At 53.8% G+C, this 24,304-nt stretch carries 25 protein-coding genes and 1 pseudogene; 7 read left to right on the forward strand and 19 right to left on the reverse strand.

All coding sequences use genetic code 11. The features are described from left to right. Positions 1–18 precede the first annotated feature (18 nt). The 13 genes from hemA to GOV89_RS06875 form a co-directional block, all read right to left on the reverse strand. Positions 19–1,242, reverse strand: coding sequence for a 5-aminolevulinate synthase (hemA, locus tag GOV89_RS06815; RefSeq protein ID WP_171181835.1), 1,224 nt, complete (start codon positions 1,240–1,242; stop codon positions 19–21). Between the two features lies 1 nt (position 1,243). Then, on the reverse strand, positions 1,244–1,678 hold the full coding sequence (locus GOV89_RS06820) for a DUF302 domain-containing protein (RefSeq protein ID WP_171181837.1): 435 nt from the start codon (positions 1,676–1,678) through the stop codon (positions 1,244–1,246). Positions 1,679–1,758: 80 nt separating this feature from the next. Continuing rightward, positions 1,759–3,021, reverse strand: a complete 1,263-nt coding sequence (locus GOV89_RS06825) for an NAD(P)/FAD-dependent oxidoreductase (RefSeq protein WP_171237872.1) — start codon at positions 3,019–3,021, stop codon at positions 1,759–1,761. 24 nt (positions 3,022–3,045) lie between these two features. After that, on the reverse strand, positions 3,046–3,753 hold the full coding sequence (locus GOV89_RS06830; protein WP_171181841.1) for a c-type cytochrome: 708 nt from the start codon (positions 3,751–3,753) through the stop codon (positions 3,046–3,048). Positions 3,754–3,755: 2 nt separating this feature from the next. Beyond that, a complete protein-coding gene (locus GOV89_RS06835; protein ID WP_171181843.1) occupies positions 3,756–5,081 on the reverse strand; it encodes a c-type cytochrome in 1,326 nt (441 codons plus the stop codon). Continuing rightward, positions 5,065–6,327, reverse strand: a complete 1,263-nt coding sequence (gene soxC / locus GOV89_RS06840; RefSeq protein ID WP_171181845.1) for a sulfite dehydrogenase — start codon at positions 6,325–6,327, stop codon at positions 5,065–5,067. Before soxC ends, GOV89_RS06835 begins: the two co-directional genes overlap by 17 nt. A 24-nt stretch (positions 6,328–6,351) precedes the next feature. Further along, on the reverse strand, positions 6,352–8,049 hold the full coding sequence (soxB, locus tag GOV89_RS06845; RefSeq protein WP_171181847.1) for a thiosulfohydrolase SoxB: 1,698 nt from the start codon (positions 8,047–8,049) through the stop codon (positions 6,352–6,354). An 87-nt stretch (positions 8,050–8,136) separates the two neighbouring features. Then, a complete protein-coding gene (gene soxA, locus GOV89_RS06850) occupies positions 8,137–8,982 on the reverse strand; it encodes a sulfur oxidation c-type cytochrome SoxA (protein ID WP_171181849.1) in 846 nt (281 codons plus the stop codon). Positions 8,983–9,052: 70 nt separating this feature from the next. After that, a complete protein-coding gene (gene soxZ, locus GOV89_RS06855) occupies positions 9,053–9,382 on the reverse strand; it encodes a thiosulfate oxidation carrier complex protein SoxZ (protein WP_170380046.1) in 330 nt (109 codons plus the stop codon). 36 nt (positions 9,383–9,418) lie between these two features. After that, positions 9,419–9,835, reverse strand: coding sequence for a thiosulfate oxidation carrier protein SoxY (soxY, locus tag GOV89_RS06860; RefSeq protein WP_058275041.1), 417 nt, complete (start codon positions 9,833–9,835; stop codon positions 9,419–9,421). A 46-nt stretch (positions 9,836–9,881) separates the two neighbouring features. Continuing rightward, positions 9,882–10,358, reverse strand: a complete 477-nt coding sequence (gene soxX / locus GOV89_RS06865; RefSeq protein ID WP_171181851.1) for a sulfur oxidation c-type cytochrome SoxX — start codon at positions 10,356–10,358, stop codon at positions 9,882–9,884. Between the two features lie 130 nt (positions 10,359–10,488). After that, positions 10,489–11,067 carry a thioredoxin family protein gene (locus GOV89_RS06870; RefSeq protein WP_171181886.1) on the reverse strand — a complete coding sequence of 193 codons (579 nt, stop codon included), beginning with the start codon at positions 11,065–11,067 and terminating at the stop codon, positions 10,489–10,491. A 14-nt stretch (positions 11,068–11,081) separates the two neighbouring features. After that, positions 11,082–11,822, reverse strand: coding sequence for a cytochrome c biogenesis CcdA family protein (locus tag GOV89_RS06875; protein ID WP_171181853.1), 741 nt, complete (start codon positions 11,820–11,822; stop codon positions 11,082–11,084). An 80-nt stretch (positions 11,823–11,902) separates the two neighbouring features. Here GOV89_RS06875 and GOV89_RS06880 point away from each other — a divergent pair, with 80 nt between their 5' ends. The 5 genes from GOV89_RS06880 (at position 11,903) to GOV89_RS06900 (ending at position 16,857) form a co-directional block, all read left to right on the forward strand. After that, the gene (locus GOV89_RS06880; RefSeq protein ID WP_171181856.1) at positions 11,903–12,277 is read left to right on the forward strand and encodes a hypothetical protein; all 375 of its coding nucleotides are present in this window, start codon (positions 11,903–11,905) and stop codon (positions 12,275–12,277) included. 100 nt (positions 12,278–12,377) lie between these two features. Then, positions 12,378–12,686: a metalloregulator ArsR/SmtB family transcription factor gene (locus GOV89_RS06885; RefSeq protein ID WP_170514663.1), complete on the forward strand. Its 309-nt coding sequence runs from the start codon at positions 12,378–12,380 to the stop codon at positions 12,684–12,686. A gap of 41 nt (positions 12,687–12,727) precedes the next feature. Then, positions 12,728–13,789 (forward strand): YeeE/YedE family protein, encoded by a 1,062-nt coding sequence (locus tag GOV89_RS06890; protein WP_171181858.1) that lies wholly within the window; start codon positions 12,728–12,730, stop codon positions 13,787–13,789. A 226-nt stretch (positions 13,790–14,015) separates the two neighbouring features. Continuing rightward, positions 14,016–15,047: an L-glyceraldehyde 3-phosphate reductase gene (mgrA, locus tag GOV89_RS06895; RefSeq protein ID WP_371809127.1), complete on the forward strand. Its 1,032-nt coding sequence runs from the start codon at positions 14,016–14,018 to the stop codon at positions 15,045–15,047. Between the two features lie 466 nt (positions 15,048–15,513). Beyond that, positions 15,514–16,857: a phospholipase D family protein gene (locus tag GOV89_RS06900; RefSeq protein WP_245223071.1), complete on the forward strand. Its 1,344-nt coding sequence runs from the start codon at positions 15,514–15,516 to the stop codon at positions 16,855–16,857. 59 nt (positions 16,858–16,916) lie between these two features. Here the strand turns inward: GOV89_RS06900 and GOV89_RS06905 are convergent, their stop codons facing one another. Continuing rightward, positions 16,917–18,191, reverse strand: coding sequence for a serine hydrolase (locus GOV89_RS06905; protein WP_171237873.1), 1,275 nt, complete (start codon positions 18,189–18,191; stop codon positions 16,917–16,919). Positions 18,192–18,620: 429 nt separating this feature from the next. Here GOV89_RS06905 and GOV89_RS06910 point away from each other — a divergent pair, with 429 nt between their 5' ends. After that, positions 18,621–20,636 (forward strand): amidohydrolase, encoded by a 2,016-nt coding sequence (locus tag GOV89_RS06910; protein ID WP_171237874.1) that lies wholly within the window; start codon positions 18,621–18,623, stop codon positions 20,634–20,636. Here the strand turns inward: GOV89_RS06910 and GOV89_RS23040 are convergent. From GOV89_RS23040 to GOV89_RS06930, 5 genes and pseudogenes are all read right to left on the reverse strand, one after another. Further along, on the reverse strand, positions 20,535–21,014 hold the full coding sequence (locus GOV89_RS23040) for an META domain-containing protein (RefSeq protein ID WP_371810620.1): 480 nt from the start codon (positions 21,012–21,014) through the stop codon (positions 20,535–20,537). The genes GOV89_RS06910 and GOV89_RS23040 overlap by 102 nt on opposite strands. Positions 21,015–21,029: 15 nt before the next feature. Continuing rightward, positions 21,030–21,322, reverse strand: a pseudogene (locus tag GOV89_RS23045) (YbaY family lipoprotein); the annotation flags it as partial. 117 nt (positions 21,323–21,439) lie between these two features. Next, on the reverse strand, positions 21,440–22,297 hold the full coding sequence (locus GOV89_RS06920; protein ID WP_171237875.1) for a DUF302 domain-containing protein: 858 nt from the start codon (positions 22,295–22,297) through the stop codon (positions 21,440–21,442). Then, on the reverse strand, positions 22,291–22,689 hold the full coding sequence (locus GOV89_RS06925; RefSeq protein ID WP_171181882.1) for a DUF4345 domain-containing protein: 399 nt from the start codon (positions 22,687–22,689) through the stop codon (positions 22,291–22,293). Before GOV89_RS06925 ends, GOV89_RS06920 begins: the two co-directional genes overlap by 7 nt. A gap of 182 nt (positions 22,690–22,871) precedes the next feature. After that, positions 22,872–23,171 (reverse strand): hypothetical protein, encoded by a 300-nt coding sequence (locus GOV89_RS06930; RefSeq protein WP_171237876.1) that lies wholly within the window; start codon positions 23,169–23,171, stop codon positions 22,872–22,874. A 668-nt stretch (positions 23,172–23,839) separates the two neighbouring features. Between GOV89_RS06930 and GOV89_RS06935 the strand changes: the two genes are divergently transcribed. Further along, on the forward strand, positions 23,840–24,259 hold the full coding sequence (locus tag GOV89_RS06935) for a DUF805 domain-containing protein (protein ID WP_371810622.1): 420 nt from the start codon (positions 23,840–23,842) through the stop codon (positions 24,257–24,259). The last annotated feature ends 45 nt before the right edge of the window (positions 24,260–24,304 follow it).

Raw genomic sequence — 24,304 nt, forward strand, 5'->3', positions numbered from 1 at the left:
TCGGTCAAGCTGTCATTGTCATTGCGCGGCCATTGGCCTGCGGGCCAATTGACATTGCGTCCATAATTCACCCAAAGCAGATACCAGTCGATCCACGTCTTCGGTGGAATGCACTGGGGAAGGTGTAATCCGTAGACGTTCCGTTCCCTTGGGGACGGTTGGATAGTTGATCGGCTGGATGTAGATTCCATAGTCACGCATCAGCACGTCAGAGATGAAGCGGCACTTGACCGGATCGCCGACCATGACCGGAATGATGTGACTTGGGTTCGGTGTATGCGGAATGCCCAAATCGTCCAGCCTGTCTCGTACCTCGCGCACGCGCTGCTGGTGCAAATGTCGTTCCGAATTGCTTTGCTTCAGGTGCCGAACCGAAGCGGCAGCTCCTGCGGCCACGGCGGGAGGCAATGCAGTGGTGAAGATAAAACCACTGGCAAAGGATCGGACAAAATCCACCAGCTCTTTCGACGCCGCGATGTATCCACCAACTACGCCGAACGCCTTGCCCAATGTCCCCTCAATGACGGTTAGCCGATCCATCAGGCCTTCGCGTTCGGCAATGCCTCCGCCGCGCGGTCCATAAAGCCCTACGGCGTGAACCTCATCCAAATAGGTCATCGCGCCATAGCGATCCGCCAGATCACAGATCTCGGCAATTGGTGCAATGTCGCCATCCATGGAATAGACGCTTTCGAACGCAATGAGCTTCGGTGCATTGGCAGGCAATTCAGCAAGGTGCCTTTCAAGGTCCGCCACGTCGTTGTGTTTCCAGATACGCTTCTGGCACCGACTGTGGCGAATGCCCTCGATCATCGAGGCATGGTTCAACTCGTCAGACAGGACTGTGATGCCAGGAATGCGAGACGCCAAGGTTCCCAAAGCAGCCCAGTTCGAGACGTACCCGGAGGTGAACAGCAATGCAGCGTCCTTGCCGTGTAAGTCAGCAAGCTCCTGCTCGAGCAAAACATGCTGGTGGGTGGTTCCAGAGATATTCCGCGTTCCGCCTGCCCCGGCACCACACTCATCGATCACCTTGTGCATTGCTACAATAACACTGGGGTGCTGACCCATCCCCAGATAATCATTAGAGCACCACACAGTGACTTTCTCGGGACCATTTTCCGCGTAGCTACGCGCTGTCGGGAACGCGCCACACTGCCTTTCGAGATCCGCAAAGACCCGGTAGTTCCCTTCCTCTTGAAGCTGGTCGAGTTGACCACGAAAAAACTGCTGGTAGTTCATTTCAGTTCCCAACGGCTTCTTCTACGATCCCGGACAACAGGGTCTGAACCTTTTGCATTGGTCCATCAGGATAGCTTCGGTATCCAACCATCACACCATTGTCGTCTTCGGCTACAAAAATCCCATAGGGGCAGAAGCCAATATTCATTGGGTCGGCTTCCATGACCTCGCGCGAGATTTTTGCCGAGCAGAAAATGAAGATATCCGCGGCCGCAAATATTTGCTTGTCGCTGCCAACATCTGCGCCTGTTCGATTCAGCATTTCCCCAACATGGCTCACATAGTCGATGACCAGTCCCTGTCCCACAATCGCGGACTCGACTGCAAATGTCGCGTCATCAAAACTACCGTCGAAGGGGGTAGTGATGATCTCTTCTGCAAGCCCTTGGCTCGCCAGAACAGTGGAAAACGCGGCCGCGGCGATAAAGTGTTTCATGGTTTTAGTCCTCCTCCTGAACCGCATTTTCTCAGATTGATCATCGGGGTCTTTGACACCGGTCAAAGCCCCCGATTGCCTCAACCAAACATGTCCGACGTGATACCGGCGTACCAACCAAGAGACTCTTCGTAAGTTGCTTTCCTGAGGTCGGCATCTTCTCCGGTCTGGCTAATAAAGCCGTCAACTTTGGCAATCTTCTCAGGTGTCGCCTCGTAGGTTGCGCCAACCTTAACGCCATCATTGGTATCGATCAGCGACCAACATGTGTTCGAGAACTTGGCCGGGAATACTTTAGACCCGGTCAACGCACTTCGCACGGCGTTCGCGCAAACTTTCGCCTGACTGTTTGCCGAAAACCCGGATTTCGGCATGTCACCCTGCTGGCTGGCATCACCAAGAACATATATGTCCGGATCGGCTTTGGAGGACATGTCCACAGCGTTTACTGGTGCCCAGTTGCCGTCGGTTACTCCTGCCATTTCCGCAATGCGGCCGGCTTTCATCGCTGGGATTACATTGCAGACATCAACCTTTGTCTCTTCGCCGTCGATGGTCACCGTCATTGCATCCGGATTCACGGATACATTGCCACCGCCGAAATCTTCGCCGATCCAGTCAACCATTCCTTCATAGTTGTTTCCCCAGCCTTCTTGGAACAACGCCATTTTCGAGAACTTTGGCTTCGGGTCGGCCACAATGATCTTTGCTGTCGGATTATTCTTCTTCAAAACATGCGCAACCATCGAAGTCCGCTCATATGGCCCAGGCGGGCAACGGAAGGGGTTAGGAGGAGCGACCATCGCGAAGGTACCACCTTCGGGCATTGCCATGATTTGCGCTTTCAAAAGCTCTGTCTGTGAACCAGCTTTATAAGCATGCGGCATCTTATTCTGGGCCGAGACGTCCCAGCCCTCGACCGCTCCATCTACAAAGTCGATACCCGGGCTTAGAATCAGCTTGTCATAGGGAATTGACCCGCCACCCGCCAAGGAAACCGTCTTGGCATCGCGGTCGACCCCAGTGGCCCAATCATGCACGACGTTGATACCGTAGTTCGCGGCAAGCGTGCCATAGCTGTGAGCGATGTCCGATAGCTCCTGAAAACCTCCTAAATAAAGGTTTGAGAAGAAACAGGTGTAATAGGTCCGAGACGGCTCGATCAGCGTCACGTCGACCTCTCCTTTGCTGTCCTTTGCGATGTACCGCGCGGCAGTTGCACCGCCCGCACCGCCACCAACAACCACTACTCGGGGCTTGCCTTGAGCCAGCACCATCGGAGCAGATAGCCCGGCGGCCACGACCCCGGCGGCTCCAAGAAATACTCGTCTATTGAGTGTCATCGCGTTTCCTCCCCTTAGGCACTTTCACTCTGGATTATTGAAGTATGCGGCCAATGCCGCGATCTCGTCATTGCTCAGCCGCCCGGCGATCATTTGCATGACTGGATGTGGCCGCTGTTTGTCCTTGTAAGCGTGCATAGCGACTACGAAGTCTTCGTCAGGCCAATACACAATCGAAGGAATGCCCTCATCGCCTCCTTCGATCTGGTGGCATGTTGTACATTCGCTGCTGAGATATGCGCCGTACTCAGGATCTCCTTGTATCGCCAGAATCGCGGGATCGATCGAATGATCCGTTCCTTTCGCCGTTGGGTCCGCTTCTGGGATGTCCTGAGGATTGTCAGAAAACGCCCGCAAATAGGCGACCACGTTGGCTCGGTCTTCCGGGTCCTTCAAACCGCGAAAACTCATCCTCGTGCCTGACGCAAATGCGCGTGGATTTTCGATGTAGGCGGACAGTGTGTCAGCGTGCCATTCCAGACCCGAGTTGCCCGCGCGCACAAGGCTCTTGGAGTAGTTGAAACCCTCCAGTCCTGCGGCCTTACGCCCAAAAACACCGTTCAAGTGCGGCCCGATTTTGTTTTCGGCTCCTTCGCCGACCTGATGGCAGCCTTGGCATTGGGCGAACACCACTTTCCCTGCTTCCGCGTCGCCAAGGTCTTCTGTTGCGTGGGTCGATGGAGCGATCGAAACCAATACCGTTGCGCAGGTTAAAAGGAACGACCACCGCATGATCAGCTTCCGAACGACTTTAGGTAGACGATCACAGCTTCAATATCGTCTGGTTTCTTAAGCCCGGCGAAAGACATGCGCGTGCCTTTCATGTAGTCTTTGGGTTTTGTCAGGAAGGCCGCCATTTCTTCATCAGTCCAAATGAGACCTGTCTCGGCCGCAGCGTTCATAGCTTTGGAGTATTTGAAACCTTCTACCGACCCTGCGTTGGACCCAATAATTCCGTTCAACGCTGGTCCCGTGCTATGCTTTGCACCTTCACCGACCTGATGGCAGGACTTACACTTCTTGAAGACCTTTTCTCCGGCGGCGAGAAGGTCCGCTGATTGGTCAGACTCTTCGATTTCCTGAACAGCCAGTGTTGCGGCGGCCTCTTCCTCAGGCTTTGGCGCTGCGGCTGGAATGAACGAGGGCCCTTCCGCCGTGAACGTCGGCAACCCGTCCGCGCTGGCTTCATTCATGACCGAATTCGAACCGCCTTCTGGTGGCGTCTCAACCAGAAAGACAGAACGCATAGTAACCGATGCCTCTGTTTTGCAGTTCTCCATGCAAGGCTCTTCTCGCCATTCCGCGTATTCCGTCTCGGGTCGAACATCGACAACAAAACCGTCCATATTGTACATCTCGAAATCGGCGAAGTTTTCGTTGCTGAGAACGAAATCGTCATCCACCAGATCATTGGAATAAAGGATGTAGGCGACAATTGCGTATGTCTCGTCCGCTGTCAGCGTGCCCGCTTCACCAAACGGCATCGACCGAGAAATGTAATCCCAGGCGGTGGACAAATGCGGCCAATAGGACCCAACGGTTTTTACAGGATCTTCATCTGCAAGTGTATCGAAACCACCTGCCAGAACAGGCCAATTGTCGGCACCTTCGGCAAACTCGCCGTGACAAGACGCGCAACGGTCGACAAACACTTCTTCTCCGGTCCAGACATCGCCTGATCCAACCGGCAAGCCACGCCCGTCGGGCAAGACGTCAACGTCCCATGCCGCGATCTCTTCCTCCAGAGCAGGACGTCCAAGCCCATAAGTGCCATCCTGGCTGGGCGCGGGTGCGGTCAGGTTCATCCCGGTTGCGACCCGCTCGGCCGCCGCTGTCTGGATTTCTTCAACCTTGGCCACCAGTTCGGCAGCCCGGCTGGCCTCTGCTTGCGCGTTTTCCTGGGCTTTCGCTGCGTGCGCCTCAACCTGGCTGATCCGGGTTTCCAGGGTTTCTATCTGCGATTGGCCGTAATTCCGGTTCGCAATAGCCACAGCCGCCGCAAGCACCAACGCTGTGCCGCCAAATACGGGCAGGAAAACATGACTAAGAGACTTCGACATTCTCAGCGATCCCTTCTGCGCTCACGTACCAAGTCTGGATACAGTTGTTGTGGTAGACCGAGTTCTCTCCGCGCTTTTCGCGCAGTTGGTCTTTGGTCGGCTGAACATAGCCGGTTTCGTCTATCGCCCGGGCCTGCAAAAGCATTGGTGCTCCGTCCCAGTTCGTGTCGAGATAGAAGCGCGTCAAAGCCTTGCTGTCGCCCTGCTTGCCAAGACGCGCTGTCTCCCAGGTAATCCCACCGTCCTTGGACACATCAACCCGCGAAATTTGCCCGTGGCCTGACCAGGCAAGCCCGGAAATGACCAAGGGTCCCGGTCCGTGTTTGATGGGCATTTGCGGGCTGGGTGAAGTAATGACGGATTTTGCATCCATCACCCAAGTCCATTTCTGGGCTGTGCCATCGGCGTAGACATCGGTGTACTTTGATGTTTCTTCACGGCTTTCGACCGCCATATCGACGACTTCGATCCGGCGCAGCCACTTGACCCACATGTTGCCTTCCCAGCCAGGAACAACCAGTCGCACAGGATATCCGTGCTCCATGCGCAGCGCTTCACCATTTGCCTTGAAAGCCACCAACACGTCATCCAGTGCTTTTTCCATCGGGATGGAGCGGCCATTGGATGACGCGTCTGCGCCTTCAACATAGACCCATTTGTCGGGTGAGATATCAGCGCCTGCTTCCTGCAACAGCGTCCGCAGCGGAACGCCGGTGTATTCCATGTTGTGAATCATGCCGTGGGTGAACTGGACGCCATTGAGTTGAGCACCAGCCCACTCCATACCGGTGTTCGCCGCACATTCGCAGAAATACACATGGTTTTCGCGCGGGAACCGCTCGATGTCGTCGTAAGTAAATACAAGCGGGCGATCGACCAGCCCGTTGATCATCAGACGATAATCCTCCTTGCGCAACTCGATCGCGCCCGAGTGATGACGCTCAAATGCGCAACCTTGCGGAGTGATCGTGCCATCAAGCGCGTGGATTGGTGTAAAGTTGATCGACGAAATCGGAGAGGCGGTCAGCCATTCCACGTTGCGGCGCACAACATGGGATTCAAAACTGATCGGCATGCCATAAGGTGACTCATCGACACCGGCACCTGTGTAAGACGCCCAATCCTGCAGCTCTGTTATCAGAGGATCGGGCGTGTCTGCCACTGCCGCACCCGCAACTGATCCTGCGGCGACCGCTGCACTGCCTTTCAGGAAGGCCCGGCGGGACGGTTTGAACGCGTCATCCATATCTCTTAGGTCTCCATCTGTTTCTTAAGCACCGACAACATCGACACTGGTGTTCTCTTGCACCGTTACGGTGCCAAGGTTGCGAATGTGGCTTTCGACGACATCCCAGATCGGCGGGCCTTCAGTGCCTTCGTTGACACTGGCCCAACCAGCCACGACGTAGGTTTTCGACGGATCAATCGCTTCACCCGTTTTGAGCAGGGTCATTTCGCTGATCCGCTGCCCTTGTGGTTTGGTCACATCGATGCGGTAGCCAAGCCCACCGACACGGACCATATCGCCGCCCTGCTGATAGTAGGGATCGGGATTGAACAGGTTGTCACCGACATCCTCAAGGATCACATGGATGAATTCGCCCGTCATTTCTGTGCGATAGGCATTGGGATACGACATCGATGTGACGTTCCAGACGTCTTCACGCGTGATGTCCTGCCCCGGCAGGATTGAGGGTCCCCAACGGACGCCAGGCGACATCGCGATGTCTGCCTCACGCTCTTTGATCAGGGCATCGCAAATCAGGTCATCCCAGGTGCCGTTGAAATTGCCGCGGCGGTAGAGCAACGAATCCGTTTTGCCAATCACCTCACTCAGCGCAGCCTCGTGAGGCGCGCGCTGATCATTTATCAGAGCAGTGATCGCAGGATCAGGAGCGATGACGTCCGAGAAGATCGGGATCAGCTTGTGCTTCAGCCCCATCATCTGCCCGTCCCTCACGTCGAGATCCACGCGGCTGACGAACTTGCCGTTCGAGCCAGACGCGATGATATGCGTTTTACCGACCAGAACCGGCTCGGGCAGGGCGTCATGCGTGTGACCGCTGAGGATCACGTCGATCCCTTGCACGCGGCCTGCCATCTTCTTATCCACGTCAAAACCATTGTGGCTGAGGACGACAACGACATCGGCACCGGCATCGCGAACCTCGTCCACCATGGCCTGCATGTTTTCATCCCGGATACCGAATGAATATTCTGGGAACATCCAGCCTGGGTTCGCGATTGGCATGTAAGGAAACGCTTGCCCGATCACGGCGACCTTTGCACCGCCCCGATCAAAAAACTTATAGGGTTGGAACAATTCTGCAGGTTCGTCCCACTCGGCATCAAAGATGTTCTGACCCAAGGCCGCGAAGGGCAAACCTTCGACGATTTCGTTAACCCTGTCGCTGCCCAACGTGAACTCCCAATGGAAGGTCATAGCATCGGGTTTCAGAGCGTTCATGACATTGACCATGTCCTGACCGGCCGTCTGATAGCAGGTGTAAGAACCGTGCCAGGTATCGCCCCCATCCAATAAAAGGGCATCAGGACGGTCGGCACGAATGGCGTTGATGACAGTTGAGACCCGGTCCAATCCACCGACCCGACCGTAGGTCTTGGCCAGCGCAGAGAAATCATTGTAGGTCAGCGCATAGGCCGACGGGCTTCCATCTTCGATCCCGTAGGCCTTGCGGAACGCCGCCCCTGTGACATGCGGCATCTGCCCTCGCGCATCGCCAATACCCAAGTTTATCTCAGGTTCACGGAAATAGATCGGCTTGAGTTGCGCGTGGATGTCGGTGACATGGATCAGGCTGATATTGCCGAAGGTCTCGAACTCCAGCAGTTGATCCTGCGTGAGGCTTTGCTGCGCAGCAACCTTGGCCCAGTTGCCAAACCCGGACGCCCCATAAAGAGCCGAGGCTGCCATTGAAACCTGCAAGAAGTCACGTCGAGAAATCATCTATCCGCTTTCCTGTAACACATATAAATGTGTGAATGTTATTTTCCTGAAAATCCCGCGCAGGACATTGCCCACGCGGGTCGTTCGTTATTGACGTACTGCTGGAGTTTCGACTGAAAGCCCGTTGCCACGCGAGGCCACATAGAGCTCAAGCGCACGGAACTCGTCCGATCCTTCGGCAAAAGTTTCCGCCCGCGTATCGCGAATACAGCCGCGGAAACGATTGTGGCGCGAGATCAGCTTGGCTTGTTTCAGACGATATGTCGGGAACCCATTGATCATGCCCTGGCTCAGGTGGTCGGCACGGATCATGTTGCCCCAGTTGTCTTCATGACAATTGGCGCAGCTAAGCTCCAGCTGACCATAGCGGGTGTAATACATCTCTTTGCCCTGTTCCCAATACGGGGCGGCATCGCCATCAATCGCGACATTCATTGGCATCCCGCGTGATTGCAGACCGATCAAAGCGACCATGCCCTGCATATCGCCCCCGGACCATTTCCAGGCATCGGCTTCCATGCGGTCCGTGCGGCACTTGTTGATCAGATCTTCCATGACGACCAGCTTACCAGTTTCGGCATCCACTTTCGGCATGGACGCCTGCAATCCCTTGAAGCTTTCCGCCCCATCGTGGCATGAGGCACAGCTCTCGCCAGCGGCGCCATCAACGGTCTCGAAGAGATCGGCGGCCTGATCGACGAAGATCATTGCAGGATTGTCGAAGTCATCAATTTGAAGCGCTTGCGTTTCATCCGTGCGAAAATGCCAACCCGAATAGATCGTGTCCAAATTTTCCAGATGTGCCGGAGCTTCGGTAACCGAAGTCATGTCCAACTCATCATTGATCACCAAATTGTCTTCGTCCGGTCCAGCCATCGCTGCAGCCGGGAAAACCAGAATTGCCGCGATCGCCGTAAGTGCCTTGGTATTCATTGCGTTCCTCCCTTGGTGGATCAGCGCCAGTTCCTCCTACCAGCGCTGATCTGCCTTAGTGGTCGAGCCGTCAGGCGATCTCGATCGTTTTCTTCTCATCGTAGACAGAGCCGTCATCATCGTACCAAGTGAAGACAAACTCACCGGCCTCGGGCACAGTCGCTTCGAACTGGAAATACGGGTTGGTCGAAATCGCCGGCTCCATCGTCACATCAACCACCATTTCTCCATTAAACTCGCAAGTGAAACGGTTGATGATCGAACGCGGGATGACGTTGCCTTCTTTGTCTTTACGCTGGCCGCTTTCCATCTTGTGGCTGATCAATGTCTTGATCGTAACGGTTTCGCCAGCAGCGGCTGTCTTTGGAACCTTGACGCGGGGTTTTACACCGGAAGCCATTGATTAATCTCCTGTTCTTCGAGGCGCGCGTGGCGATCAGCCGCCGCAGCCGCCGATTGTCACTTTTACGGTCGCAGACGCTTTGGCAAAGCTGCCATCTGCCATCTTCGCCACGGCAATGACATCCTGCGTTCCGGCAAGACGGATGCGGGTTGATGCGGCTTGCTCAGCAGCCAACGGACCGAAATTGAAGGTTGCAACGCCCGGTTCGGGGTTACCTGCAGCCACGATGAGAATTGCAGCTGCGCCCGGAGCACTGACTTCGATAGGTACAGTATTACCGTTTTCTGCGATTTCCGGTGCAGTCAATGTAACACCGCCGTCGGCCACATCTGCCCCGCCTGTAAATGCCGCAATGGCATCCTCAGCAGCTGCATTTGCCCGAAGCGGCATAATTGTCAGGAACGCGGCGCCCAGCCCAAGGGCCAGTGTCTCGCGGCGAGAGAGTTCCATTTTCAATCTCCTTTGATTCTTCGAAAATCCGCGCCTGAAAGCGCAGCTATTCTTCTTTCAGGGTCGCTAGAAACGCGACCACATCCTCGATTTCTTGTGCTGTCAGGATCGACGTCAAAGGCGCGGTTGGGGCTTTTCCGGTATAGGCGTCGCCCGGGCGGATATAGCCGTCATCCTTGTAGAACGCAGGCATCACCGTGCCTTCGAACGTCATCTTGGCATTTGCGACCAATCCGCGAAGTTCTGCTTCGGTCCAACGATCACCGGCGCCATCCAGCATTGGACCAACTTCGCCATGGAACGGGATGTCGGCCAAAGCCGAAACCGCGTGGCACGCGACGCAGTTGCCTTTTGACTTGTCCCCAACGATGAGCGCGCCATTAGCCGCGTCGCCAGCAGCACCGGTCAACGAAGCCTCAATGGCACCATAGTCGTCATAGGTTACGTCTTGCGGGTCTGTTTCTGCCGCAAATGCGGCAACGCCTGTCATTGCGCAGACCAATGTTAAGAGTCTCAGCTTCATGATCCCTCCCATTTGCTAACACGCCGACGGCGCCTTGCGACCCAAAGCCTTTGTGTACCGTAGTCGACGAGTACCGGTTGTCGCAACATTAAATTCATAATAATGAATTTTTTATTTATAACGGCAGCACTCAATCCTGAGAAACATTGTTTCGCTCTTGAATGCGCCGCGCATGATAACGTTGGAAATCTTCACCATTATCAAGCTCATATCGTTTTTCCTCGACCCAGGTGAAAAGGTCTAAGGTTGTTCCCTTTGAGAACGCTCCGGGCATAACAGCGACCGCAGCATCGATGGCTGTAGCGTCTTCTGGCACCTCTTCCGGCAGAAATACGAGCGTCGGGGTGAACAGAATCCCCCATTTTCGCATCAGCGCTCTTTGCTCATTTTCTTCCCCGTCAAAGTCGATGGCTGCGGTGCTGCCATGCAAATCCAGTTGGACGACAAAGAAATTCTCTTCGATGAACGCTGCAAGGTCAGGCTGGGGGAACACTTCTTCATGCATTTTCTTGCAATAGATGCAGCCTTGTTGCTCAATGAATAAAACCAACCGCTTGTCTTCGCTTGACGCCTCTTCAAGATCCTCACGAAGGTCTTTGAACGTGTCGCGCATCCACGGCGTTTTATGCAAACCGTCGTCGCCCAGTTCAGCGGCGAAAACTGCCCCGCCGATCAGACAAGCGATCAATACTGACAAAACTCGTTTCATGTCTTCCTCCCGAATTAACCAATGGCTGCCAGCCAAGGCATATGGTCGAGCATCCATTGTGCGACGTGATTGATGGAGTTGGTTGCGATGAGGATGCCGAAGAGCACCAGAAAGCCACCCATTGCCTTTTCGATGAGGGGCAAGTGCTTTCTGAACCGTGCCATCCATTGCATGAAGGGGCGGACCAGGAAGGCTGCCAGAACAAACGGTGCGGTCATTCCAACCCCGTAGACGAATAAAAGCACCGCTCCACGCCAGGCCGTTTCGGTTCCGGCCGCTGTAAACAGGATCGCGGCGAGCACCGGCCCAACACAGGGTGTCCAGCCAAAAGCAAACGCCAATCCAAGAACATATGCCCCAACAAGGCTTACATTTGATGTATCACCAACATCCGCTCGAAATTGGCGATAAAGGAAGCCGATGCGGATAATCCCCAAGAAATGCATGCCCATCACAATGATGATGGCCGCGGCGATCCAACGCAGGATGTCAAAATACTCTCGTACCAATTGCCCGAATATCGAAGCCGTCGCACCCAGCGCCATGAAGATCGTAATGATCCCGGCTGCAAATGCTATCGCAGAAAGCGTTGCCTTGCGACGAACGCCGCTGGGAATTGTAGAACCCGCAGATATCTGATCAATCCCGACGCCGGCCAGATAGCTAAGATAAAACGGCACGATAGGTAGGATGCAGGGCGACAGGAAAGACAACAGTCCTGCGACCAAAGCTCCTGCAAATGTAATGTCGAGCATGGTCAAATCTGTCCTGGCACGCTATCATTCACACATTCAAAATAATAAAAATATGTCGCTGCGGTCAATCGGAGCTTGAGATGCGTCACCTACTTCTGCTTTTGCTTGCAATCACGTTGCTTGTTTCTCCTGTGGTTTTACGGGCAGAAATAACGCTTTTGATGGCCGAGGAAGATGGGTGTATGTGGTGCGCACGTTGGGACGCCGAAATCTCGGAGATTTACCCCAAGACACCAGAAGGACATGCCGCTCCACTTCAGCGCATCGATCTCCACGCGGCTATGCCTGACGGCGTCGCATTGGAGCGCCCTCTCTACTACTCGCCAACCTTTGTTCTGCTGGACAATGGCCAAGAGGTCGGCCGGATCGAAGGCTATCCCGGCGAAGATTTTTTCTGGGGGTTGCTGGGCGTTTTGCTGCGTGACGCGGGGATATCGATTGAGACCTCTGGATAATCTGCGGCGCATTACATAAACTGTTATGAATGCGTGAAGCCAAGAAAGCGAGGCAATCTTGTTGGACAAACCATCGAAACTGCCAGTGTTCACAAAGGACATGTGCGCAGAAGACCTGGACAGAATGATGGAGAATGCTCAGACGGCGTCGAGTTTCCTCAAGGCAATTAGCCATGAAGGGCGCCTTATGATCTTATGCTACCTGTCCTCGGGTGAAAAATCTGTCACGCAGATGGAAGAAATGCTCTCGGCACGCCAGGCCGCCGTTTCTCAGCAACTTTCTCGCTTACGCTTTGAGGGCTTGGTCAAAACACGACGCGAGGGGAAAACGATCTACTACAGATTGGCGGATGATCGATCGACACAGATCCTGGAAGTCGTTTACGATCTATTCTGCAGGGAGAAGTAGAAGCCGCCAAAATACCCGCCAGCTTTGGGAGGAGACTGGCAATGTTTGAAGCATTGGGAGACGCCAACACCGTCGCCCTGATCGGTTTGATCGGTGGTATTGTGTTGGGCTTGGCCGCACGCATTGGCCGTTTTTGCACGTTGGGTGCAATCGAGGACTACCTTTACGCAGATGATGACCGGCGGCTGCGCATGTGGGCAATTGCGATCGGCGTAGCAATTGTCGGCAGCCACTCAGCCATGGCTTTAGGGTGGCTGGACCCTGTTGGAACAAGGTATCTTGCACAGACCTGGAACCCACTTGGGTCGATCGTGGGTGGTCTCATGTTCGGTTACGGAATGGCCATCAGCGGAAACTGTGGCTATGGCGCGCTGGCAAGGCTTGGAGGCGGCGACCTTCGATCATTCGTCATCGTTTTGATTATGGGTCTGTCTGCTTACGTTGTCATGTCCGGGCCCCTTGCATATTTGCGCGTTTGGGTCTTCCCCGAGGAAATGGATCTTGAAGGCCCCCAGAGCATTAGCTTCCTTGCCGAACAACTGACCTCTATCCCAGCTTGGCTCATTGGCGTGGTCATTGGCGTTGCGTTGATGATTTTCGCCTTGGCAAACCAGCGCTTCCGCCGCAATCCCGCACAGGTGTTTTGGGGATCTGTGGTTGGGCTGGCGATCGTATCTGGGTGGCTCGGCACGAATTGGGTTGCGACGCATGGTTTCGATGGTGAGCCAGTTCAAACCCACACCTTCGCTGCGCCCCTTGGCGACACAATATTCTACCTTATGACAGCCTCCGGAAACACTTTGTCCTTTGCGGTCGGATCAGTCTCCGGCGTTCTCATTGGTGCATTTTTGGGGTCCTGGTCCAAAGGTCATTTCCGATGGGAAGCATGCGAGGATCCACGTGAACTCAAGCGCCAGATGCTCGGCGCGGCGATTATGGGGCCAGGCGCGATCATCGCGGTCGGTTGCAGCGTCGGACAAGGTATATCTGCCTTCTCACTTTTGGCTTACAGCGCGCCTGTAACATTCGCTGCCATCTTCGCCGGTGCGGCGCTTGGCTTGAAACAACTCGTGTCTGGACTGTCCTTCATAACCGAGCGTTGAATTCACAGTTCAAATCAGAATTCACGTTTGGAGGACGGTTTCGGCGGTTCTCTATCGTTCAGAATCCGATCACCTTTGAAGGCACATAGTCGGTCAGCCAAGGCTATCCACCAGGACGGCTGGAAACTCACGTCGATATTGCAGGAGGTGATCCGTTTGACAGGCTCAACAATCCATTGATTATGTGCGCATGACCAAAGCTCAACGACCGCCAAAACCAAAACCCATTCCTTACACCCCGGAGCCGAACCGCTATGAGCGGATGGTGTATCGGCGATGTGGGCGGTCTGGTGTGAAGCTTCCTATTGTCAGCCTGGGCCTTTGGCATAATTTTGGCGCAGACTCCACACACGAAATCAAGCGCGCCATGTGTCGGACCGCGTTTGATCATGGGATCACGCACTTTGATCTGGCGAACAACTACGGTCCACCACCCGGTTCAGCCGAAGAGGCATTTGGCGAGATCCTCAAAACGGATTTCGCGGGTTACAGGGATGAGCTGATCATTTCCTCCAAAGCCGGCTACGACATGTGGCCGGGACCCTACGGAGAATGGGGGTCGCGCAAGTACATGATCGCGTCCTGTGACCAATCACTCGCGCGCATGGGGCTTGATTACGTCGACATCTTTTATTCCCACCGCTTTGACCCTGACACCCCGCTCGAAGAGACGATGGGCGCGTTGGATCATATCGTACGGTCGGGTCGCGCGCTGTACGCAGGTATCTCGAGCTACAACTCCCAACGCACGCGCGAGGCGGTAAAAATTCTCAACGACCTTGGGACACCTTGTCTGATTCACCAACCTTCTTACAATCTGCTCAACCGTTGGGTGGAGCGTGACGGTTTACTCGATACTCTGGACGATCTTGGGGTGGGATCGATTGCTTTCACGCCACTGGCACAAGGCATTCTAACGTCAAAATACCTACGCGATATTCCGGATGGCAGCCGTGCTACACAAGGAAAGTCACTGCTTGATGGAATGATCAACGAGCGGTCTCTGGCAAGTGTCCGTGCTCTGAACGAAATGGCTTTGGCACGCGGGCAGACCCTGGCGCAAATGGCCCTGGCCTGGGTGCTCAGAAGTGGGCGCGTGACGACCGCCCTTATTGGTGCGTCCCGCCCGGAACAAATCGTAGATTGCGCAGGCGTTGTTGATAATCTCGACTTCAGCGCTGACGAGTTGAAAAAGATCGATGAAATCAGTTCGGAAGAAGATATCAATTTGTGGGCGCGGTCTTCAGAAACAGAATGATCGTCCTTAGAACGTACGCAATGCCACGGCCTACAGAGCTTTAGACTAACGGCGGGTCCAACTTCTTCAGTTTACCCAAACAACTATCAAGAGCGATCGGCCCAAAGCGGCCATCTGCGACAGCCGCATCGAAGGTCCGCTTTGAGCCCAAAGCGAACAAACTTTGGTGCTCAGTCGGTTGCTCTGACCCAAACTCTTGAAAAACAATCTGTAGATAGGCCAATCTCAGCTGCAAGGATAATCCGAAGCGCCATTTATGGAACCCTGAATGCGGCTAATCAGAATATGTTTGATTTTGGTGGCGATGATGGCAGTGGCCATAGTCGGGTTAAGGTGGACTTTTCCGCTTCCTAGTGAAAATTTTTCTGAGCCAACGTTTAAGAAAGATGCTGATTGGGACGGGCCATTAGGTGCAACAATAAAAAACGCACTTGAACGTAACCCTGGGCTCGACGGTGTAAGGCCTTTGGGAAATGGACGCGCAGCCTTTGCGGCCCGGGCGATCCTCGCCCGAGAAGCGACATCCTCAATCGATGCTCAGTACTACATCTGGCAAGATGACGTTACCGGCCTAATGCTTCTTGAAGAGCTTAGGGCAGCAGCAGAGCGTGGTGTGCGCGTCAGATTGCTGGTCGATGATAACGGTATCTCCGGATTGGATGATTTGCTCGCCGAACTGAACGCTCTGCCGCATGCAAATGTACGCATTTTCAATCCGTTCACTTTGAGGAACCCAAAACTTCTGTCCTATGCATTTGACTTTGGACGCCTGAACCGGCGGATGCACAATAAATCAATGACTGTGGACGGGGTCGCCACGATAGTTGGGGGACGCAACATCGGTGACATCTATTTCGACTACGGGGTGGGAACGCACTACCTGGATGTAGATGCGATAGCCATCGGCCCGATTGTAGATGAGGTGTCGCAATCATTCGACGCATATTGGAATAGTGCCTCCGCGTACGACGCTGGGCTCTTTTTGGAAACTTTGGCGGAAAAAAGCCTTAAAGCAAAGGCAGACACCGCGCGCCAGACTGCGGTTGGCGCAGGCTATCAAAGGGCAATTCAGGATAATGAACTGGCCGACCGGATAGCGGCACATGATCTGAAGTTCGAATGGAGTGAAGTCACACTTTTTGTCGACGATCCGTCAAAAGGGTTGGGCGAAGTCGAGAGTGAAGACCTGATTGTCGAGCAACTTATCGAGTTTGCCAAAACCTCTGAAACCTCGCTAGACCTTGTTTCAGCGTATTTCATTCCGGGGGAACGAGGGGCGGAGGTTCTGGAAGGGTTGGCAAAGTCCGGAGTGAAGGTCCGCGTCTTAACCAATTCACTGGATGCCACGGATGTCATGCCCGTTCATGCGGCCTATATGCGTTACAGGGAAGACTTGCTCAACAGTGGTGTAGAACTACTTGAGCTTCGAGCTTTGCGGCGCGAACATCGCGAGCGCAGCCTGCCCGAGATGCTGGCAGGATCGGCCTCCGGTCTACACGCAAAAGTCTTTGGATCGGATGGAGAACGGATCTTCATAGGCTCTTACAACCTTGATCCCAGGTCCGCGCGGCTGAATACAGAAATGGGCCTTATGATCGAAAGCCCAACGATTGCTGGGTCGCTTGCGGAGCAATTGAACCGGCCTGAGTTTTCTTATCGCGTCGAACTTAACGACAGCGGCGAGATCATCTGGCGGCAAGAAGATCAGGATGGAACAGTCACCATTCACACTGTGGACCCGGAAACCAACGGTTTACAGCGTGCCCTTACGGCCGTGGTCAGGTGGCTGCCGATTGAATGGATGCTCTAGTCACCATATGACCGACAATTCATTGACCTGCGGCCAGAGACGCAAGTGAGTGATCTGACCTACAGTGAAGTCACAATGGCCCTGGCGTAGGCTTCCATATCGATACTCGCGCCTCCAGTTGCGTACCAAACGACAACGGCGTCCTTTCCTGGCGAGACATAGATTCCTTGGCCATTCATTCCACTTTTGTAGAAATCGCCATCGGCAAAAACGGCATCCCATTGGTATGCGTTTGCCATCGGTTGTTCACGGAATGCTTCAGAAAGGTGTGGGCCGAGTGTTCCCTTCATGTAGTTTTCGGCAACGCCCGCTGTTTGGATCGTGTCGATCATCTTTTCAGATACAATGCGGTCTGACGCTGTCTTGTCCCAGCTTGGCGTGTAGAGCAGACCAATCTTTGCCATGTCGATCAATCGGCTGCTGATCAGGCCGTGTATTATGCCGTTTCCTTGAGGTGACAGCGCCAGGGTGGCATCGCCAGTCATTCCAGCTTTGCTCCAGACCCGCTCCGTGATCGCTTCACCAAGTCTCTGGTTCGTAACGGCTTCAATGACGAGACCAAGCATTTGTGTGTTTGCAGAGGAGTATTCGAAAGCCTCAGCCGGTTCCCGCAGTTTGGGTATAGCAAACAGGGCTTCGTTATGCGTTTGCAGAACGCCTTCTTCGTTCGGAACACCAACCTCAGCCCTGACAAAGCGCCCATATGGTGTATCGCCTTTGCGTGAGAGGGGGTTCTCTTCCAAATCCAAACCAGACTGCATGTTCAGGACGTCGATGACCTTTATGTTCTCCCAAGCTGTTCCCTTGGTGCCATCTACATAATCGCCAACCGTTTTCTGAACGTCGATTTTACCCTCATCTTCCAATTGACCGATCAGCAAGCTCGAAAGGATTTTTGCATTGGACATCCAGACGTGGTTGTCCGTTCGACGCATTCCTGGGTAGGCCTCATAAGCGATTTCGCCGTTGTGAAGAACCATAACGCCCTGCACTGTGGAATCATCAGCATTAATCATCTCGTCGAGCGAGACAGCATTGCCGTCAGCGCCTGGGACGCTCGTCGCTCCTATGGCATCGTTAAAGTTTGTCGCAAGCATCGCGACGGCCCCGTCGCGACGAATGACAGAACTCGGCAAGAACTCGGCGAGGTTCATGTACGAAAACGCCCCGGCTTCGGTGATGTCGAGAAACTTCTGTAAATTCCATTCAGAGCTCAGGTCGTAGGCTTGCTTGGCTGAGTAACCATTCCTCAGGTCACGGATGGAAAAGTCTTCTCGCGGCGTCGCGTATGGGTCGTCCTCAGCATGTACAGGAGAGGTTCCAAGGCTTTGCATAATCAAACCTCCAATAAGCGCAAAAACTGGAAAATTGGACTTTGAAAGTAACGAAGTGTTTGGCATGGCAGTATCGCTCCAAATGAATTGCAACTGAAGTATGGCCGCGGCCAGCGTGTTGAAATCTGGTTTTCGAAGAACTGAACAACGTACTTTTACTCGTCAAAGCATAGTCCGTTCTCTAGGAAATTCGAGAATTACTGCCGCTCGCCCTTACCTGGTGAAATATCCATTTTGTTCGCATTGCAGTCATTCCGTGAATTTGGGCGAATGTCTGCCACGAGACCACGGCGGGCAACGAAAGTGGCTTTCAAGTTTATGTTGCTCAGTCAGTATTGAGTGGCTGGCGACTTAGGTTGACACATCGCCGACCAGCCTGCTCTGATCGAAGCAATTTATTCATGTCCGTAATCCCATTCGGAGGCATCAATGAAGTTCTTTAAGTCTCTCACAGTATTCGCTTTCGCATTCATGCCGCTTCACAGCGCTGCACAGTCCCCCTCATTGCAAGACGCTTTCGAGCGTTTCCCTGAGTTTCCCGGCACAACTGTCTACGTCGGTGGAGAAGTTCTCACCATGAACCCGGACGCCCCGCTGGCTGAGGCAGTGGCGGTCAGAAACGGTCGAATTACTGACGTCGGAACCCTGGAGGAAATCGAGGGTCGCCTGCCCGATAGAAGCTATTCAATTGACCGCAGCTTTGAAGACAAGATTATTGTGCCGGGGTTCATTGAACAGCATTTGCACCCGCTTCTGGGCGCACTTGCGATGATGTCTGATGCCATCATTTCCATCGAGGACTGGCAATCGCCAGCGGGATTTGCACCTCTTGCCAATAGCGAGGAGGAGTTTCGCCAACGTCTGTCCGAGGTAATCAACACTTATGATCCAAGCAGCGGGCGACCGCTGATGGTCTGGGGGTATCATGCGTCATGGCACGGCAGCATGAGTCGTGCGATTTTGGACGAACTGGCCCCCGACATTCCGCTGGCTGTATGGCAACGCTCCACCCATGAGATGTACTTCAACTCGGTTGCCCTGGAACAACTTGAAATCACGGAAGAATACATTGCCAGCTGGTCAAGTGAACTGGCTAGGTCTCAAGCCAATCTGGAAAAAGGCCTCTTCCTTGAAGCTGCTTTCTGGGAGCACGTGTTCTTTGAGAAATTTGCTCCGGTCTATGCATCCATCGACAGGGTTATGGAGGCGCTAGAGTTCACAGAAGATTACTATCACCGCAGCGGGATTACGACCCTTGCAGAGCCTGCTGGTCCTGTTGATCAGAACGCCCAAGCTCTTGTAGCGAAATCGTTCGGGCCAGACGACACGCCGTTCAACTTTTATTTTATTCCGGACGGTCGGACGCTTGGCGGTTTGTTTCTGAACACAGAGGGCCCCGAAAAAGTACTGACCGAGACCGAAGCCATGCTGGCGTGGAGCGAAGGCCGAACCCAGTTCCTGCCCAAGCAGGTCAAGCTGCTGTTGGATGGAGCGATCTTCAGTGAATTAATGATCATGCGCGACGGCTACTTGGACGGGCATGAAGGTCAATGGATCATGACGCCCGATTTCTTCAAACAGGTGTTCGACCTTTATTGGGACGCGGGCTTTCAGGTCCATGTTCATAATCTTGGAGACGGCGGTCTGGACATTCTTCTTGATGCCCTTGAGGCCGCCATGCAACGCAATCCGAGATATGACCATCGCACCGTCGTTGTACACTTTGGCTACGCTCAACCAGATCAGATCGCACGCATTAAACGTCTTGGTGCCATTGTCAGTGGTAATTCTGTCTACACGCCGACGCTCGCAGATCGGTATGCCGCAGGCAGCGTTGGTAGCGAGCGCACAGAGCGCATGGTGCCTTTAGGCGATGCCGTTCGAGCAGGTATCCCCTTTTCGATGCACTCGGACATGCCGATGGCTCCCGCAGAGCCGCTGAAGTACATGTGGGCTGCTGTCAATCGGATTTCCACAAGTGGTCGTGTCGTTGGTCCGGACCAACGCATCAGTGCAGAATATGCCCTGAAAGGTATTACCATCGGCGCAGCCTATTCCCTGCAACTGGAGGATGAAATCGGTTCTATCGAGCCGGGCAAACTGGCCAACTTCACAATCCTCGAAGAAAATCCGCTAACTGTAGATCCTTTGACGCTGGCCGATATCAAAGTGTGGGGTACTGTCCTTGAAGGCCGTCTTCAGCCCGCTCCTCCCGCAGCAGATGGAGAACATGACGAAGCCGATGCAAGCCAGCTCATCTATAATCCGGAACGTGTGCTGATGGCGTCGCTACGCCACGCACGCAGTAAGGCCACTATCACGATCACTCGCAATCCACACAGCCTAACGTCTTTGATCCACTCGGAATTTCGACCTTTGGTTCTCGTTGATTGTCGCTCGAACAAGTCGGATGATTGCACCAACTCGCTTCGAAACGCGCGGTGACAATTCTGGCGTTTTGCGCAGGCGCAGAACCGTCGCTCCCGCTGCGTTCTTGAGTGCCAAGTTTGCTCCGTTTGTCACGTAGCCCACTGCTGCGGACAAGGCTTTGATCGTATCCTGCTCAAGCTTTTCCCGCTCCTCAGGACACGCCATCTTTGTTCCTGCGAAGTTGCCCGGCATACTGAACTCACCCTTGGCTGCGTCAAGGGTTCCTGTAAACCGGTTACGTCCTCCGTACAGGCCAAACTGGCCATCTTGATCAATTGTCAAGGAAGGAGGGTTCTCAGCAATGAGCATACACCCTGCGATCTCGTAAACTTCCCAAGCGGTATCGTAGATCGATTGTTCTGGGTCGTTGCCCCCGGCTCTCCTTGGCATCATCTCTAAAACGAGTTCAGCAGAATTTGGTGCGCCACGGGTGAGTACAGGTGTCGCTGTCGTTGAACGAAACATCACGTGATCGTCGGAAATGATCCTGGCAGCCACCGTGTAGGTATGCGCTCATCGATGAGATCTGTGTCGAAGGCAATTTCAACTGTTCTGGGGACACCCGCAAGTTTGAACCTCTGGGAAGACAGCCGAACAGAAGGTGTATCTGCACGCGAAGTATCCAGGAGTTCAACTTCCAATACGGCATTAGGTGGAAGAGCGATCCGCTCCCGGTAGGTCACAGTGGTTTTCACATGCATTGTCTCAGCGACTCCGGACGAAGCGATATAGAGCAGGACAGCTGCTCCGAGCCCAAAGCGGACGACGAAAAGATGGCCAATCGATAATTGGTATCTATTGCGTTTTCCAAACAGCGGCTACTCAATTGCCGTGCGAAATGTTGCGGTCAGCCGTTTGTTCAAACCGTGATGAGGTTCGGCTGAAGAACCGTAGTGCAACTCCGCCAAAGCGGCGATGTCATTGAAAATGACTACCGAGCCACCTTCTTCATGCGCGTAAACCAATAGTTTTTGGCAAAAGGCATCCAAACCAATTGCCGGAAACCCCGCCATTGCTACGCCACCGGGCGCTGGGCCTCCGAACAGCAAGAGAACCGTATCCGGCAGCTCCACCCCTAGTAGGGACGCTTCGGTCGCAAAATCAATCTCCCCAAACCAGACCGTATCGTTCTGCTCCATCACAGTCGCCCTGAGACGTTTCACTGCCTCTGTTACGCTGAGCTGAGATCGCAGATCGATGATGCCATAGTTAGTATTCAATCCGTTGGTCGGCGCTGGTGCTGCATCTAAGTCCTTAAGAACTTCGAGCAACTTGCTCTGAAACGAATTCAACGCCTGGGTGTTATTCAGATCATGCCTAACTTTTAGAAATTGAGAGTCTGTGTAGACGATCTGCGGGCGACCATCCTGATCGAATGAAAGAACGCGAAACGGAAGGTCCAGACCTGCTCGTACGTTCTCTTCCAGTACAGGTGTGTTTATCTCCGGATCAGAGAAAATGAGTACACGAGACGCTGGCATTTCTACGCCTTCGGCTTTGGCCAGACGCGAATGATCTATCGATGCGATTGGAGTAGCTCCCGCTTCGTCAACGGCAGTCTCAAGCTCTAAGAGGTTGTCGTCCACCGCGGTCTGGACAGATGACGATTGTGCCAGAGCGAATGTCGAAACTGTTAAAGTCGCAATCATCGAGAAAACAAAGCCTAACCTCACCATTTTACCACTTCCGTTTTTATCGTACTTTTTTTCAGGGAAACCGCGGCCAGAGCCGCAAAAGCTATCTCGGCCGCTAGGTAAAACAGAAGTAGCTCGTTCGGAACTCCATCGATAAGAATGCTTAGTATGCGTCCAACGGCCAGTCCCGACATAAATAAAAAAAGAACCCACAGCGCGGGACGTTGTAATTCTGGTTTCGAAGCGGCCGCCAACCAAAACAACGCGTTTGCCAGGTAAAGACCCATAATTGCTCGGAACACGTGGGTTTGGTTCGTCCCTTCCACCGGAAATCCTAGCAAAACTGGGATCGAACTGCCGGGCATCAGGCCATATGATAACGCAATTGGCACGAGGCCGACGGCAGCAAGCAGAAGGACTAGTCTAGCACTCATGGGGGACTCCTTCTCGTAGAGGTTTCGCTTTTTTCGCAAATCCTAATCGGTTTTTTGGGCATCCGGTGATCCGAGGCGGATGCCCACGCTGCGCTCTGAAAGGCGTATACGACAGGCCAAGTCGAGTTTTCTGAAGAGCAAGCCGGTGCTGCGCAGCCGATTTCGGCTACGCGACAGACTACTCACAGTGCGCCTTCGTCGCCCAGAAACTCGATACCAGCTGTCGCGCCATCAGTGTAAGCAATGCAATTCCAAGGAGCACGGTCCTCACCAACACCGACAGTAACTTGTGTTCCAGCTTCGCTAAACGCGGATGAGAGCACCACGACTTGCGAATTGTTCGTTGTCTTGGCCACATCTCGCAAACACGCCTGTTGAGCGGGTGTGAGTTCGGCGGACGCATTGGATGTACCCGTGTCGTCGCAGGCCGCGAGCAGTGCAAAACAAGTTGCGCTTGCAATCATCACCATCTTGTTGGTCATTTTCTTCTCCCTCTGAGTCTGTTGAAGTTAATGAACTTGGATGCGCTTGTTTGAGGCTCTCGCCTTTGGGCAGCCGACAGAACAGACAACGTTCCTGTGACGACCTTTCCCAAAACTTGCCGCGGGGGGGCTTGGCGGGCAGAGCACTATTACTTTGACTGCCAAGACCTCCAACAACGTGGGATGGCCGAATGAAATCACTGGCAAAAGCTAGAGCAAACTCTGGAAAGAGGGCGAGTACATTAAGTCTAAGCATCGCGCTCTCCCAACGACTGATCCGTGTAAAGTGCCTTCCGGCTGCCAGCACTCACTCCAGCGGCCGGAAGGGCTCGGCGAAGCGAGCAGCAACGACAACAACGGAGGTAAAATGAAAGTTGCGTCGAATTCGCATGTTTGAATCTAATTTTTTATAAATCAACATTTTTTCCGCGCGCAAATTTCGCTACCTTTTCATAGAATAGTTTTTTGGCGTTCAAACACAAAATGAAGGTGGGAAAACCCAGAAGGGCAAGTCTGTTCTATTAGCTAGCGAGACGTTCTGAGGCCGCACAGAAACTTAGAAAGGGTTGAAAATGGGGTTTGTGGAAGCAGTTAAAACGTGTTTCTCGAAATACTTCCAGTTCTCCGGTCGGGCTATACGCTCAGAATACTGGTGGTTCTTCTTGTTTGTGGTTCTCGTGAGTGCTGCTTTGGCTGTGCTGGATACTATCATATTCGGGACCGACCCTGAAACAGGGCAGGGATCTCGCGTCATTTCCTCTGTTTTCCAACTGGCTGTTCTCATACCTATGCTGGCCGCCGGTTGGCGGAGACTGCATGATACAGGACGACCTGGCTGGTATTTGCTGCTGCCGATGGCGCTCAGCATTACAACGCTTTTTGTTATGCTGGGTGGCGTGGCGTTCTTCTCGGCATTGGAGCAAGGGGCCGAAAACCCCGATGCATTGCGAGGACCCGCGGCAGTTTTGGGCGTGACCGGTATTGTTGTTGTCTCAATTCTTCAATTGGTTCTGTCCATCCTGATGATCTGGTGGCTGACGCGACCTTCTCAAGAAGGCGCAAACGAATACGGCGCACCTGTTTCCTGACCTGGTTGCGCAGGCAGCGGGTCAGAATCTCTGCTGAATGACAGT

The organism is Ruegeria sp. HKCCA5763 (genome assembly GCF_013034545.1).
Classification (GTDB): Bacteria; Pseudomonadota; Alphaproteobacteria; order Rhodobacterales; family Rhodobacteraceae; genus Ruegeria.

What these genes read in the sequence shown, in the direction of transcription:
- hemA (WP_171181835.1), bottom strand. Translation starts at nt 1,242, where the DNA reads ATGAACTACCAGCAGTTTTTTCGTGGTCAACTCGACCAGCTTCAAGAG.
- GOV89_RS06820 (WP_171181837.1), bottom strand. Translation starts at nt 1,678, where the DNA reads ATGAAACACTTTATCGCCGCGGCCGCGTTTTCCACTGTTCTGGCGAGC.
- GOV89_RS06825 (WP_171237872.1), bottom strand. Translation starts at nt 3,021, where the DNA reads ATGACACTCAATAGACGAGTATTTCTTGGAGCCGCCGGGGTCGTGGCC.
- GOV89_RS06830 (WP_171181841.1), bottom strand. Translation starts at nt 3,753, where the DNA reads ATGCGGTGGTCGTTCCTTTTAACCTGCGCAACGGTATTGGTTTCGATC.
- GOV89_RS06835 (WP_171181843.1), bottom strand. Translation starts at nt 5,081, where the DNA reads ATGTCGAAGTCTCTTAGTCATGTTTTCCTGCCCGTATTTGGCGGCACA.
- soxC (WP_171181845.1), bottom strand. Translation starts at nt 6,327, where the DNA reads ATGGATGACGCGTTCAAACCGTCCCGCCGGGCCTTCCTGAAAGGCAGT.
- soxB (WP_171181847.1), bottom strand. Translation starts at nt 8,049, where the DNA reads ATGATTTCTCGACGTGACTTCTTGCAGGTTTCAATGGCAGCCTCGGCT.
- soxA (WP_171181849.1), bottom strand. Translation starts at nt 8,982, where the DNA reads ATGAATACCAAGGCACTTACGGCGATCGCGGCAATTCTGGTTTTCCCG.
- soxZ (WP_170380046.1), bottom strand. Translation starts at nt 9,382, where the DNA reads ATGGCTTCCGGTGTAAAACCCCGCGTCAAGGTTCCAAAGACAGCCGCT.
- soxY (WP_058275041.1), bottom strand. Translation starts at nt 9,835, where the DNA reads ATGGAACTCTCTCGCCGCGAGACACTGGCCCTTGGGCTGGGCGCCGCG.
- soxX (WP_171181851.1), bottom strand. Translation starts at nt 10,358, where the DNA reads ATGAAGCTGAGACTCTTAACATTGGTCTGCGCAATGACAGGCGTTGCC.
- GOV89_RS06870 (WP_171181886.1), bottom strand. Translation starts at nt 11,067, where the DNA reads ATGAAACGAGTTTTGTCAGTATTGATCGCTTGTCTGATCGGCGGGGCA.
- GOV89_RS06875 (WP_171181853.1), bottom strand. Translation starts at nt 11,822, where the DNA reads ATGCTCGACATTACATTTGCAGGAGCTTTGGTCGCAGGACTGTTGTCT.
- GOV89_RS06880 (WP_171181856.1), top strand. Translation starts at nt 11,903, where the DNA reads ATGCGTCACCTACTTCTGCTTTTGCTTGCAATCACGTTGCTTGTTTCT.
- GOV89_RS06885 (WP_170514663.1), top strand. Translation starts at nt 12,378, where the DNA reads ATGTGCGCAGAAGACCTGGACAGAATGATGGAGAATGCTCAGACGGCG.
- GOV89_RS06890 (WP_171181858.1), top strand. Translation starts at nt 12,728, where the DNA reads ATGTTTGAAGCATTGGGAGACGCCAACACCGTCGCCCTGATCGGTTTG.
- GOV89_RS06905 (WP_171237873.1), bottom strand. Translation starts at nt 18,191, where the DNA reads ATGCAAAGCCTTGGAACCTCTCCTGTACATGCTGAGGACGACCCATAC.
- GOV89_RS06910 (WP_171237874.1), top strand. Translation starts at nt 18,621, where the DNA reads ATGAAGTTCTTTAAGTCTCTCACAGTATTCGCTTTCGCATTCATGCCG.
- GOV89_RS23040 (WP_371810620.1), bottom strand. Translation starts at nt 21,014, where the DNA reads ATGATGCCAAGGAGAGCCGGGGGCAACGACCCAGAACAATCGATCTAC.
- GOV89_RS06920 (WP_171237875.1), bottom strand. Translation starts at nt 22,297, where the DNA reads ATGGTGAGGTTAGGCTTTGTTTTCTCGATGATTGCGACTTTAACAGTT.
- GOV89_RS06925 (WP_171181882.1), bottom strand. Translation starts at nt 22,689, where the DNA reads ATGAGTGCTAGACTAGTCCTTCTGCTTGCTGCCGTCGGCCTCGTGCCA.
- GOV89_RS06930 (WP_171237876.1), bottom strand. Translation starts at nt 23,171, where the DNA reads ATGACCAACAAGATGGTGATGATTGCAAGCGCAACTTGTTTTGCACTG.